General features: G+C 68.0%; 13 protein-coding genes. 6 read left to right on the forward strand and 7 right to left on the reverse strand.

Annotated elements, in window-relative coordinates; all coding sequences use genetic code 11:
* The first annotated feature begins 321 nt into the window (after window positions 1-321).
* The 5 genes from IPV08_RS23710 to IPV08_RS23730 are packed head-to-tail and all read left to right on the forward strand — an operon-like array spanning window position 322 to window position 3,289.
* Entirely contained in the window at window positions 322-705 is a 384-nt protein-coding gene (locus IPV08_RS23710) for a hypothetical protein (RefSeq protein WP_056186085.1), read from the forward strand.
* A gap of 13 nt (window positions 706-718) precedes the next feature.
* On the forward strand, window positions 719-1,228 hold the full coding sequence (locus IPV08_RS23715; RefSeq protein WP_018044293.1) for an RNA polymerase sigma factor: 510 nt from the start codon (window positions 719-721) through the stop codon (window positions 1,226-1,228).
* Window positions 1,225-2,034 (forward strand): anti-sigma factor, encoded by an 810-nt coding sequence (locus IPV08_RS23720; RefSeq protein WP_056186082.1) that lies wholly within the window; start codon window positions 1,225-1,227, stop codon window positions 2,032-2,034. The genes IPV08_RS23715 and IPV08_RS23720 overlap by 4 nt, the downstream gene beginning before the upstream one ends.
* A complete protein-coding gene (locus IPV08_RS23725) occupies window positions 2,031-2,921 on the forward strand; it encodes a LysR substrate-binding domain-containing protein (protein ID WP_056186080.1) in 891 nt (296 codons plus the stop codon). Before IPV08_RS23720 ends, IPV08_RS23725 begins: the two co-directional genes overlap by 4 nt.
* The gene (locus IPV08_RS23730) at window positions 2,918-3,289 is read left to right on the forward strand and encodes a DUF202 domain-containing protein (protein WP_056186077.1); all 372 of its coding nucleotides are present in this window, start codon (window positions 2,918-2,920) and stop codon (window positions 3,287-3,289) included. The genes IPV08_RS23725 and IPV08_RS23730 overlap by 4 nt, the downstream gene beginning before the upstream one ends.
* Window positions 3,290-3,291: 2 nt before the next feature.
* Here IPV08_RS23730 and IPV08_RS23735 read toward each other — a convergent pair whose 3' ends face one another.
* From IPV08_RS23735 to IPV08_RS23755, 5 genes are all read right to left on the reverse strand, one after another.
* Complete coding sequence (locus IPV08_RS23735; protein WP_056186076.1) at window positions 3,292-4,377, reverse strand: sulfite oxidase; 1,086 nt, start codon at window positions 4,375-4,377, stop codon at window positions 3,292-3,294.
* Window positions 4,378-4,456: 79 nt separating this feature from the next.
* On the reverse strand, window positions 4,457-5,440 hold the full coding sequence (locus IPV08_RS23740; protein WP_056186073.1) for a beta-propeller fold lactonase family protein: 984 nt from the start codon (window positions 5,438-5,440) through the stop codon (window positions 4,457-4,459).
* A 185-nt stretch (window positions 5,441-5,625) separates the two neighbouring features.
* Window positions 5,626-5,964, reverse strand: coding sequence for a cytochrome c (locus IPV08_RS23745; RefSeq protein WP_056186069.1), 339 nt, complete (start codon window positions 5,962-5,964; stop codon window positions 5,626-5,628).
* Between the two features lie 11 nt (window positions 5,965-5,975).
* Complete coding sequence (locus tag IPV08_RS23750; RefSeq protein WP_056186066.1) at window positions 5,976-7,199, reverse strand: molybdopterin-dependent oxidoreductase; 1,224 nt, start codon at window positions 7,197-7,199, stop codon at window positions 5,976-5,978.
* Window positions 7,200-7,690: 491 nt separating this feature from the next.
* On the reverse strand, window positions 7,691-7,924 hold the full coding sequence (locus IPV08_RS23755; RefSeq protein ID WP_018044302.1) for a hypothetical protein: 234 nt from the start codon (window positions 7,922-7,924) through the stop codon (window positions 7,691-7,693).
* A 214-nt stretch (window positions 7,925-8,138) separates the two neighbouring features.
* Between IPV08_RS23755 and IPV08_RS23760 the strand changes: the two genes are divergently transcribed.
* Complete coding sequence (locus IPV08_RS23760; RefSeq protein WP_056186063.1) at window positions 8,139-9,290, forward strand: TDT family transporter; 1,152 nt, start codon at window positions 8,139-8,141, stop codon at window positions 9,288-9,290.
* Between the two features lie 26 nt (window positions 9,291-9,316).
* On the opposite strand, the gene IPV08_RS23765 is transcribed toward IPV08_RS23760, so the two are convergent.
* Both IPV08_RS23765 and IPV08_RS23770 read right to left on the reverse strand, forming a co-directional pair.
* Window positions 9,317-10,414, reverse strand: a complete 1,098-nt coding sequence (locus IPV08_RS23765) for a putative sulfate exporter family transporter (protein WP_056186060.1) — start codon at window positions 10,412-10,414, stop codon at window positions 9,317-9,319.
* A 147-nt stretch (window positions 10,415-10,561) separates the two neighbouring features.
* A complete protein-coding gene (locus IPV08_RS23770) occupies window positions 10,562-11,200 on the reverse strand; it encodes a 2,3-bisphosphoglycerate-dependent phosphoglycerate mutase (RefSeq protein ID WP_056186057.1) in 639 nt (212 codons plus the stop codon).
* Window positions 11,201-11,373: the final 173 nt, after the last annotated feature.

Consider the following 11,373-nt stretch of genomic DNA (forward strand, 5'->3'; position numbering starts at 1 on the left):
TCCCACCCAACTCGGTCGTAGAGCGGATGGACGGTTCCCGACCCAACTACGCCGTAAGAGCAAGCCAACGTATCTCTTGAAAGCAGACGTTGCAGTCGATCTCGCCGTGCGAGGGCATGATCTCGGATCTCCGCCTTTCAGAGTGGTGACGCCGCCGCATCATTCCTCTGACTGCTCCTGGGTGACGGCCGTATGCCGTGGTTGAGGACGAGTCGGCGGTCACGCTGACGTCACCAATCTTTTTCGTGTGTCAGTGGAATAGACGCGCCCGTTCGGCATCTCTCCCGATGCGGTCATGGTCGACCGCCGGAGACCTCACTCATGCACACCATGCTGATCCGCGCTGCCTTTGCGGCCTTCGCCTTCTCCGCCGTCGCCGCCCAGGCCGCTGCGCCTGCGATGACGGCCGAGACTGCCAAGGGGCCGGCGCTCGTCGATTCCAAGAGCATGACCCTCTACACCTTCGACAAGGACATGGGCGGCAAGTCGATGTGCAACGGCCCCTGCGCCGCCAACTGGCCGGCACTGATGGCCGCCTCCGGCTCGGCTGCTAGTGGCGACTGGACGATGGTGACGCGGGACGACGGGACGATGCAGTGGGCCTACAAGGGCAAGCCGCTCTACACCTTCGCCAAGGATACGAAGCCCGGCGACATCACCGGCGACGGATTCCTCAACGACGCGTGGCACATCGCCAAGCCCTGATCGGTAAAGCCTCGTGGACGAGATCGCCGCCCTCATCGAACCGCAGATCCCAGCGTTGCGGCGCTACGCAGTCGCACTGTTGCGGGACCGCGAAGCGGCGGATGACCTCGTCCAGGACACCCTGGAGCGGGCGTTGTCCGGCTGGTCCGGACGTCGCCGCGACGGCGACCTGCGAGCCTGGCTGTTCACGATCGAGCGCAACCTGTTCCTCGGCACTGTTCGACGCCGGGGCCGGCGCGGCATCGATGTCGGCGCTGAGGCTTTGGAGCAGGTGCCCGATCCGGGTGCCGACCCCGAGGCCGTTATGGGGGCACGCGACGTGCTCACCGGACTCGACGCCCTGCCCGAGGAGCAGCGCTCAGTGCTACTGCTCGTCGCGGTCGAGGATCTGTCTTATGCGGAAGCGGCGCAGGTGCTCGGAGTACCGCTGGGCACGGTGATGTCGCGGTTAAGCCGAGCCCGGGAGCGGATGCGAAGTTTTCTGGAAACGGGTCGAACCGGCTTGTTGAGGAGGGTGAAATGAGCGGGGATCCGCGCCCGGTCGGCGAGGACGACCTGCACGGCCTGATCGACGGTCATCTTGAACCGGAGCGGCAGGCGCTGGTCGAGGCATGGCTCAGGGGAAACCCCGCGCGGGCGGCCGAGGTCTCGGCGGATCGCGCCCTGCGCGAGCGCTTGCGTACCCGCCTCGCGCCGATTGCCGAGGAGGCGATCCCGGCGCGGCTCCGGGTGGCCAACATCCGCTCGCGACATAGCCCAATAACCGGGCGCTGGCTTCCGGTCGCGGCTGCGGCCGTGTTCTGCCTCGCGGTCGGCGGTGCCGCCGGCTGGTTCGGCCATGCCGCGCGGCAGGTACCCACGGTCACGCTTGCGCGAACCGAGCCGGCGACCGACGACGCAGTGGCGGCCTTCCGCACCTACGTGGTCGAGGCGGTGCATCCGGTGGAGGTGCGCGCCGACGAGAAGCCGCACCTTGTTACGTGGCTCTCGAAGCGCCTCGGCCGGGCGGTGACCACCCCCGACCTCACGGCCTACGGCTTCCGCCTGATGGGCGGGCGGTTGTTGCCCGCTGGGTCCGAATCCGCAGCGATGCTGATGTACGACGACGACCACGGCACCCGGCTGACGCTCTACAGCCGCGTGGGCGATGCGGATGGCCGCACAGTGTTCCGCTTCGCCCGCGAGGGCGACGTCGCCGCTTTCTCCTGGGTCGATGGCGGCATGTCCTACGTCGTCACCGGTCGGACCGACGAGGCCCGGCTGCTCACCGTCGCGCAGGCGGTTGATGCGCAGGTCCGCGGCCTCGCGCCGGATCGGCAGCAGCCATGACCCTCGACCAGCTCCGCATCTTCGTGGCGGTGGCCGAGCGGCAGCACGTGACGCGGGCCGCCGAGGCACTGAACCTCGTTCAGTCGGCGGTCAGCGCGGCGATCGCCAATATCGAGGGGCGTCACGCCACCAAGTTGTTCCACCGGGTCGGCCGCGGGATCGAGCTGACCGAGGCGGGGCGCACGTTCCTTGTCGAGGCCCGTGCCGTGCTCGCCCGGGCGGAGGCCGCCGAACTGGTGCTCGCAGACCTCAGCGGCATGCGACGAGGGACGTTGGCGCTTTACGCCAGCCAGACCATCGCCAGCGACTGGCTGCCGCGCCATCTCGTTGCCTTCCGCCGGGCCTACCCCGAGATCGCTATCCGGCTGGCGGTGGGCAACACCACCGACGCCGCCGACGCGGTGCGCGCGGGGCAGGCCGAACTCGGCTTCGTTGAGGGAGCGCTGGACGACCCGACGCTCGCGAGCACGACCATCGCGCGAGACCAGCTTGTCCTCGTAGTCGCTCCTGGCCATCCCTTCGCCGGGGCTACTGCCCTCGAACCCAAGGAGCTCGCAACGGCCAATTGGGTGCTGCGCGAGGCGGGATCGGGAACCCGCTCGGCTTTCGAGGCGGCGCTGACGGACGCCGGCCTCGCTGCGGCTCAACTCCAAGTCACACTCGAATTGCCCTCGAACGAGGCGGTCCGCGCCGCCGTCGAGGCCGGGGGCGGGGCCGCCGTGCTGTCCGAGACCGTGGTCGCCGCAGCGCTTCGAGCCGGGACCCTGGTACGGGCGGCGTTCGCCCTGCCGAGCCGTCCTTTCCGGGTGCTGCGCCACAAGGAGCGCTACTGCAGCCGGGCCGCCGACGCGCTTCTCGACCTGATCGCGACGGCGAACATCAAATGAGTGAGCCCGCGAAACCCGTGCCCCCCGACGATCCCCGGGTGAGGCTCGCCGAGGACCGGACGGTGCTGGCAGCCGAGCGTACGTTCGTGGCGTGGCTTCGCACCGGGCTCGCCTTCCTCGGCGTAGGCCTGGCTGCGCAGCGCTTCCTGCGGGAGGTGCTGGCGGTTTGGCCGCTGAAGGTGCTGTCGCTCACGCTGATCGCCTGTGCGCTCGCCTCGTTCGCCGGCGCCGCATGGCGGGATCGGGCGATTCGAGCGCGTCTTGCCCATACCGAGATCCCGATGATGCCGCGCATCCTCACCGTCGGGATCGCGGCCCTGCTGATCGCGATCTCGGGCCTTGCGGCCACCGCCCTACTCTGGGCGTGAGGTCAGGCCACCGTGACCCGTACCCGGTGCCAGGCGGCGCTGAGGTAACCCTTGTAGTTCCAGGTGTCGTCCGGCGCCGCAGGCTGGGTCTGGCCGGCTGAGTCCCAGGCCCGCACCGCGAGTTCGTGTTCGCCCGCGGTCAGCTCGCAGTCGATCTCCCAGAACGTCCAGGCGTAGGGTGCGTCCGCATCGCGGTCGATCCGGGCCTGTGCCCAGCTGCGACCGCCATCCGTCGAGACGTCGACGCGGGCGACCGCGCGGTCGCTGGCGATGGCGTAGCCGCGGATCGCGTGCCGGCCGGCCTTCAACGCTGCGCCGCGGGCGGGCTCGCAGATCGCGCTGTTGAGCGGCATCGCCTCGATGGTGATGCCGTGGGTGGGGTCGGCGGTCTCGGCGGTCACGTCGGGCGGAAACAGCTTGTAGTCGTCGGCCTGCATCGGATTGTCGGAGGGCCGGTCCTGCACCGTGATGCGGGCGAGCCACTTCGGGCTGCGGATACCGGCAAATCCCGGCACCACCACGCGCAGGGGGTGGCCATGCTCGGGGGAGAGATGCTCGCCGTTCATTGCGAAGGCGACCAACGTATCGGGGGCCAGCGCCTTGGCGAGCGGGATCGAGGCGCCGAAACGCGTGTCCGTGTCCGCGATCCGGTCGTGGCTCTCGAAGGCCACGTGGCGCGTATCGCCCGCATCGATGCCGGCCGCGCGCAGCACGTCGGCGAGGCGCACCCCAGTCCATTTCGCGTTGCCGATGGCGCCGGGCGCCCACGGGTCGCCGGAGACCGGGGCCACCGCTAGCATGTCGGCCCGGCGGTTGCCGGCGCATTGCATTACCGCCGTGACGGTGACGGGCGCGAACCGCGTCTTCAGATCGGCAATGGACAGTTCGAGCGGCGTCGCAACCATCCCGTCGACGGTCAGGCGGTAGCTGTCGGCGTCGAGATCCGGGATATTCCCGTGGCTGCGGACGTAGAAGTCGGCCTGCTCGGTGAGGAAGGCGGCGCGTAGGCGATCGAGCGGTGGCTCGGCGTTGTAGGGCGCCTTTCCGTGGACGATGAGGCGGTCCTTGCGCTGGAACAGGCCGAGCATGGGGTCTTTGTCCTGCGTTCGTGACGTGTCGACGACGAGAACGCGCCGGGAGCCGAGAAGGCACCCGACGCGCGACGCCTCAGGGCTTCATGGTCGAGATGACCGCGTTCTTCGCCCGGTCCACCACGGCGACGCTAAGGTCGCGGTTGAGGACGTAGGCGTGGGCGTTGTCGGCCGAGAACGCGATCGCCTGGCGCGGCTCGTTCAGGCCGGTCACCGTGGCGACGACCTTGAGGGTGCCGGTATCGATCACCGAGAGCGAGTTGTCCTTGAGGTTGCCCGAATAGACGAAGTGCCCGTCCGGGGTCAGCGCGGCGCCGTAGGGGTCCTTGCCCACTGCCACCTCGGAGGTGACCTTACGGGCGGCGACATCGACCACGCCGATGGTGTTGCGGCCGCTGTTGGCTGCAAACAGCGTCTTTCCGTCCTTGGTGATCGAGATGGCGCGCAGCTTGTCGAACCCGGCGATCTCGCCGGTGATCTTGTTGGTGGCGGTATCGACCAACGTGATCTTGTCGCCGAGGAAGTTCGTCACGAACACGGTCTTGCCGTCCGGCGACAGCTTCACGCCCTGGCGCGGCTGCGCGAAGCCGGGGATCACAGCCTCGGCGAGCATGGTCCTGGTGTCGAACACGGTCAGCGTGCTTGCGGCCTCGTTATTGACGTAGAGCTTGCCCCCGTCGGCCGAGAGCACCGTACCGAACGAGCCGGGGCCCGCGGCGAGAACGCCGGCCTCCTTGCCGGTGGCGGTCTCGTAGACCGTGATCCGGCCGGTGCCGCTGTCGGAGACGTAGAAACGGGCGCCGTCCGGCGCGAACACGATGTTTCGCGGCGTGACGAAGCCGTCGAGGCGGCGCAGCACCGTGCCCTTGGCGACGTCGTAGACGACGACGGCGCTCTCCTCGCTGTTCGACACAGCGGCGACGGTCCCGGCGGCGTTCAGCGCCAGTGCGTTGTTCTTGATCGCGCCGTCGAAGCCGGCGGCGAACCCGGGCTGGGCCTGCGCTAGGAGCAAGGCGGCTCCGGCGAGGAGGGTGCGGAGGCTGGTGCGGATATGGGTCATGAAGCGGGTCTCTCGGGCATGCGCGCTCGTTCGGCGGCCGGGGCCTACCGTGAGGGCTGGTTCGAAATCGGAAATCCGTGGTCTAAGGCCGGGCCGGCCGTGCATCGCCCTGGGGAGACGCCGGAAGGCGCGGTCTATTCCCCGAGGCCGGCGAAAAAAGCGCGGCGGCCTCGGGATTCGGGGGTTCAGGGTGCCGGCTTCAACGCCGTCAGGTAGTCGACGATGGTCTGCACGTCGGCCTGATCAACGGGCGCATTGTAGACGTGGACCATCTTGTTCACGGTCTCGGTCCACTGCGCCTTCGTGAGCTTGGGTTGGGTTAGCACCATCCCGGCCGAGTGGCAGGCGAGGCAGTTGTTGTTGACCGCCTCGGCCCCCTGTCCGTCGGGGAAGGTCCGGTCGGAGGTCGGCATCGCGATGGATTGTGAGGTGAAGCGCATCGGCTCGGGGGCCGGGGCGGCAAGCGCCACCAGAGGAGACAAGGCGAGCGCGGCGATCAGGGCCGCCGGATGGATCGGGTTCATGGCTGGTCTCCTCAAGCGGCCTGGAAGGATACGGCCTCGATGCCGTTCTGCATGAAGCCGGCCCCGTTCCAGATCCGGTCCATGCCCTGCGCGACGCCGTTGGTGTTGGTGCAGCGGACCCTGACCGTGTGGGTGCCGGCGGCCAGCGCCGGCAGGCTGCCGTCGAAGCGGCGGAAGCTGTAGGGGCCCTCGTCCGCGCCGAGTTGCGCCGGAAACCACGTCGCCCCGCCGTCTCTGGAGAACTCGACCGCCTTTACCCCGCAATCGCCGCCGAAAGCGATGCCGCGGATGGCCACCGGCGTTCCGGCTGCCACCTTGGCGTCGTCCTGCAAATTGGTGATGAACGAGCGCGGCACCATCCTGTTGATCGGCACCGTCTTGAAGCCGGTCTGGCCTGGTTTGATGTTGGCGCCCGGCACGTCCGGAATGCGGTAGGCGGTCTTCATCCAGTATTGCTCGTCGGGCTTGTCCAGCACCTCGATGTCGGACAGCATCTTGACCCAGTAGGTCGAGTACCAGCCCGGCACCACGAGGCGGAGCGGGAAACCGTTGAGCAACGGGAGCTGCTCGCCGTTCATCGCGTAGGCGATCATCACCTCACCATTGTTGGCGTGGTCGAGATCGAGGGACTTCTTGAAGTCCGGCGCGTCGTCGACGACCGGCTCGTCGAGGCCGTTGAAGCGCACCTGCACGGCACCGGCCTTCACCCCGGCCTTTTCGAGCACGTCCTTGAGGCGCACCCCGGTCCAGCGGGCGTTGCCCATCGAGCCGTTGGCCCATTGCGCCCCGGGCACCCGCGGCTCGAACAGCCCGCGTGAATTGCCCGAGCACTGGTTCACCGCGGCGATCTCGAAGCGCGGCAGGCCGGCGATGGCGTCGAGCGAGAGCGAGAGTTCCTTATCGACGTGGCCGTGGACCTTGAGCCGGAAGGTGCCGGCATCGACTTCGGTCGGGATCGAGGCCCAGTGCCAGCGCACGTAGAAGCGGTCGTTGGGCGTGAACACGCCCTCGTCGAACACCGAGAACGGCGTCTCCAGCAGCGGCGGATGGGTGCGCTGGAGGATCATCTCGCCTTTGCCCGGAAAGGCGGTGGTCAGCGCCCGCTCGTCCGGGCCGCCGGGCAGCGGAAGCTTCACCGAGCCCGCGGCCCAGGCCGGCATGGCGGCGGCGAGGCTGCCGACCCCTAGGCCACCCAGGACGAGGCGGCGGTTCAACGGTTCGTGCAGATGGCGCATGATGTCTCCCTGGAATCGTTTGTTGGGCCGCGTCGGCCGGTCGCTAGATCTCGGTGTCGCCGTCGGCGGACGGCATTGGCGTCGGTCGAGACGGTTCGGTCTCGCCGCCGGAAACTCGGGTCATCGATCCAAGGCATCCCGGCAAAGAGGCGTCTTCTCCGTGAAGGAGATGCTACGGCGAGACGATTATTCCATCCAATGATCGTTCGAGATCTCAACGATCTCCGATTGCGATCATCCGAAGATCTCCGATCTCCGATCAATGGCGGGCGGCCGGATCAGATGATCGTCAGCCAAGCGGTGCCGACGGCGGCGACAGTCAGGGCGACCGTCCAGAATAGGACCCAGCGCATATGACCGCTGGTCTCGCCCTGCTAGGCCTCGTCGGTGGTCTCGATGGTGGGTCGGGTCATGACGGATCTCCCTGCCATTCGGGTGGTCGAAGGCTTCACGCGCCGCCGGACGGATGCCCGGCGGCCAAGGGGGCGCTGTCAGCGTCCGATCAGTTCCCGCGCCGGGCCGCCGGTCTCCTGGCCTCGGCCACGGGCGTAGGCCGGGAGTGCCGGGTTCTTGGCGTTGGCGCCATCGGCGTCGCCGTAGATCGGTGCGGATGGGCTGGTGATGAAGCGGACCTGCGGAGCGCGGAGGCCCTGGGCCTGCGAGAGGCCCGTCATGCCGACAAGCGCGGAGGCGGCGAGGGCGACGGCGGCGATCGTACGGGTCATGGTCGATATCCTTCTGGTGGGGTCGTCACGCCGGTTCGTGATGACAAGAAGGTAGCGGCCGGAAACCATTCGTACTAATGGTTTGATTAGCTAGTTTTAATCGATTGTTTTGATGATTAAGCGCCGCTTGCGAGTTGCTGTCTATCGCGGCGGCGCGCGATGCGGGGTCGTGCTAGAGCCGGTGCGTTGACCCTCCGAAGCCCAAGAGCGCCCCGTGTCCGAATCCAGTCTGCTGGCGATCAGCACAGGCCTAAAGCCGCTCTCGCGCCTCCAGCATCCGCGGGACGTGGTCCGACAATTCACGCCGAACTGGTTCACCGTGGTGATGGGCACTGGCGTGGTCGCCTTGACCCTCGACCGTCTGCCAGCGACGCATGCCCTGCTGGCCCCTGTGCCGCTCGGGCTCTGGCTCGCCTCCGTCGTGCTCTTCGCCACCTTCTGCTTGGTCTACGGCGCGCGCTGGATCTTCTACTTCGACGGCGCCCGACGGATCTTCGGACACTCGACGGTGTCGATGTTCTTCGGGGCGATCCCGATGGCACTGGCGACGCTTCTGAACGGGCTGCTGATATTCGGTCCGCCCTATCTCGGCGCAGAGACCGTCCGAATCGCACTGCCGCTGTGGTGGTTCGACGTGGCGCTCGCTCTGATCTGTGCTGTCGCGATCCCCTACCTGATGTTCACCCGTCAGGAGCACCGCATCGACCAGATGACGGCCGTATGGCTGCTGCCAGTGGTGACAGCCGAGGTCGTCGCCGTCTCCGGTGGCCTGCTCGCTCCAGCCTTGAGCGGCGAGAGCCAACAACTCGCCGTCATCGTCACGAGCTTCGTACTCTGGGGCGTCTCGGTCCCGCTGGCGCTGAGCATCCTGGCGATCCTGGTGCTGCGCATGGCGCTGCACAACTTGCCACCGCGTGAGATGGCCGCATCGAGCTGGCTCTCCCTCGGTCCGCTCGGAACCGGGGCGCTCGGCCTGCTCGTGCTGGGGCAGGCCGGTGGCCCGATCCTCGCGGCAGGCGGTTTTGCCGGCGCGCCCGAGATCCTCAGGATCACGGGCCTGATCGGCGCGCTGATCCTCTGGGGCTACGGCGCCTGGTGGTTTCTGCTCTCGCTCGCCGTCACCGTGCGCTACCTACGCGCCGGCGTTCCGTTCAACCTCGGCTGGTGGGGCTACATCTTCCCGCTCGGCGTCTATGCCCTGGCCACCCTGCGGATCGGCGAAGTGACGGCACTCAGCGGGTTCGCCTGGCTCGGAGCGGGCCTCGTCGGCCTGCTGACCCTACTCTGGCTGATCGTGTCCGTGCGCACGTTGCGCGGGGCCTATCGCGGGGAGCTCTTCGTCTCGCCCTGCCTCGCCGGGGCCTGACCGGGCCTCGGGCGCATCCGATCGGTTCAAGCGAGGCCCAGCACGCGGATCAGACCGAGGCTGACGGCGCCGAGTGCGACGAGCGAGGCGACCACCGCCAGGGTCACCCGTGCTCCGGCCTTAGCGACGCTGCGCACATCGACCCCGAGACCGAGCGCCGCCATCGAAACCACGGTCATCACGTTGGCAGTCTCCGACATCGGCGCGAGCGCGACCTGCGGGACCAGCCCGGCCGAGCGAAGGCCCGCGAGCGCCAGGAAGGCGAGGATGAACCACGGCACCAGGCGGTGGATCGCGAGGCCGGCGCGAGCAGGGCGGTCGCCGGCGGTGACGCCGGGGGCGGCCTCGTCGGTCTCCTCGCGCAGCCGGCTTGCGCCGAGCGAGAGCATCAGGACGACCGGGCCTAGCATCAGCACCCGGACGAGCTTCACCAGGGTTCCGACCTGGACGCTGAGCGCCGCGACCGGCGCGGTGGCGGCGAGGACCTGCGGAACAGCGTAGACGGTGAGGCCGGCGAGCACGCCGTACTGCATCGGCGACAGACCGAGCAGCGGCACCAGCAGCGGCAGGCCGAGCACCACCAGCACGCCCAGCACCGCGGTGAAGGCGATGGAGGCGGCGACGTCCTCGCCATCGGCGCCGATCACCGGTGCCGTGGCCGCGATCGCCGAGTTGCCGCAGATCGAGTTCCCGCAGGCCACGAGGATCGCCATGCGCGGATGCAGCCCGAGCGCTCGGCCGATGCCGTAACTCGACAGGATCGCCACGACGACGACGCCCGCGATGCCGAAGAGCAGGCCCGGTCCGGCGGCGAGGATCGTCGCGAGGCTGAGCGACGCGCCGAGCAGTACGACCGCGATCTCCAGCACGGTCTTGGCCCCGAAAGCGATGCCGGGAAAGAAACGCTGCGACGGGGTCCAGGCGGTGCGGATCGCGCTCCCGAGCAGGATCGCCAGCACCAAGGCTTCGAGCCAAGCGCGACCGAACAGGTGCGTCTCGACGGCTTCGAAGCCGATCGCTGCGGCGGTGACCGCCACACAGAGGCCCAGTCCCGGAAGGATGGCTCTCGTGCCGGCTAAGGCACGCGTCGAACGAGAGTGGGAGAAAAGTCTGGGCGCGGACATGGATGGCTCCGATGTGATGCCGGAGGATCCCAGGTCCCGTTCATTCACTCCAACGGAATGATTAGATGTTTCCCATCACTGAAATAGATGGAATGATGACCCCTTCAGAGTTTGCGGAGACCCATTTTGTGGGGCCGACAGGCGGATTCACCCGTCGATCCAACGGGCCTTGATCGCCGTGTCCGCAGCAAGCTCATAGATCCTGACGGAGCCCGTCGCGAGTTCGAGGTGCTCGACCTCCGCGGGGCTCAGGTCTTCAAGCGCCATGACAAGCGCCCGCAGGCAATTGCCGTGGGCAACGACGAGCACGTCTCCGCCCATGACCGCCGGCTGGATGGTTCGGAGGTAGCATGGCACGATGCGGGCGACGGTATCGCGAAGGCTCTCACCGTTCGGCGGCGCCTCGGCGTAGGAGCGGCGCCAGGTCTCGATCCGCTCCGCCCCCCAGCGCGCATCGGCGGCGATCTTGTCGAGCCCGCTGAGGTCGCCGTAGTCTCGCTCGTCGAGCGCGGCGAAGCGTTGGGGGACCAATCCGGGTTGCCCGAGCGCATCGAGAATAAGCCGGCCGCTCACGACGGCCCGCGTCAGCGTCGAGGTGAAGGCTGCGGAAAAGCGCCAGCTGCGCTCGGCCAAACGCCGCCCGGCTGCCTCGGCTTCCATCCGGCCCTGCTCGGTCAAGGGCGAGTCCAGCAATCCCGTGAACAGGCCGGATCGGTTGGCTACGCTCTGGCCATGCCGGACCAGCACGAGATGTCGCGTGACCGGGGCTTTGCAATCGTGAATCACGCTGTCTCCCGAGGCAGAGCGCTTTCGTGCCGGTCGCATCGCCTCTGATGATGTCGGCATCCGACTTCAACGAACTTCGACCCTGCGATGGGTTGGACCGTCCATCCGGAGTCGGCAGGTCATCTTAGGTCCGCTTAAGAACGTCTTGCGACCGAAAGCAGCCAAGCTGCTTC

Origin of the sequence: Methylobacterium sp. SD274 (genome assembly GCF_017355285.1) — a bacterium.
Lineage (GTDB): Bacteria > Pseudomonadota > Alphaproteobacteria > Rhizobiales > Beijerinckiaceae > Methylobacterium.

Excerpts from the sequence above, each read along its gene's own strand:
- IPV08_RS23710 (WP_056186085.1), top strand. The coding sequence starts at position 322 with ATGCACACCATGCTGATCCGCGCTGCCTTTGCGGCCTTCGCCTTCTCC.
- IPV08_RS23720 (WP_056186082.1), top strand. The coding sequence starts at position 1,225 with ATGAGCGGGGATCCGCGCCCGGTCGGCGAGGACGACCTGCACGGCCTG.
- IPV08_RS23725 (WP_056186080.1), top strand. The coding sequence starts at position 2,031 with ATGACCCTCGACCAGCTCCGCATCTTCGTGGCGGTGGCCGAGCGGCAG.
- IPV08_RS23730 (WP_056186077.1), top strand. The coding sequence starts at position 2,918 with ATGAGTGAGCCCGCGAAACCCGTGCCCCCCGACGATCCCCGGGTGAGG.
- IPV08_RS23735 (WP_056186076.1), bottom strand. The coding sequence starts at position 4,377 with ATGCTCGGCCTGTTCCAGCGCAAGGACCGCCTCATCGTCCACGGAAAG.
- IPV08_RS23740 (WP_056186073.1), bottom strand. The coding sequence starts at position 5,440 with ATGACCCATATCCGCACCAGCCTCCGCACCCTCCTCGCCGGAGCCGCC.
- IPV08_RS23745 (WP_056186069.1), bottom strand. The coding sequence starts at position 5,964 with ATGAACCCGATCCATCCGGCGGCCCTGATCGCCGCGCTCGCCTTGTCT.
- IPV08_RS23750 (WP_056186066.1), bottom strand. The coding sequence starts at position 7,199 with ATGCGCCATCTGCACGAACCGTTGAACCGCCGCCTCGTCCTGGGTGGC.
- IPV08_RS23755 (WP_018044302.1), bottom strand. The coding sequence starts at position 7,924 with ATGACCCGTACGATCGCCGCCGTCGCCCTCGCCGCCTCCGCGCTTGTC.
- IPV08_RS23765 (WP_056186060.1), bottom strand. The coding sequence starts at position 10,414 with ATGTCCGCGCCCAGACTTTTCTCCCACTCTCGTTCGACGCGTGCCTTA.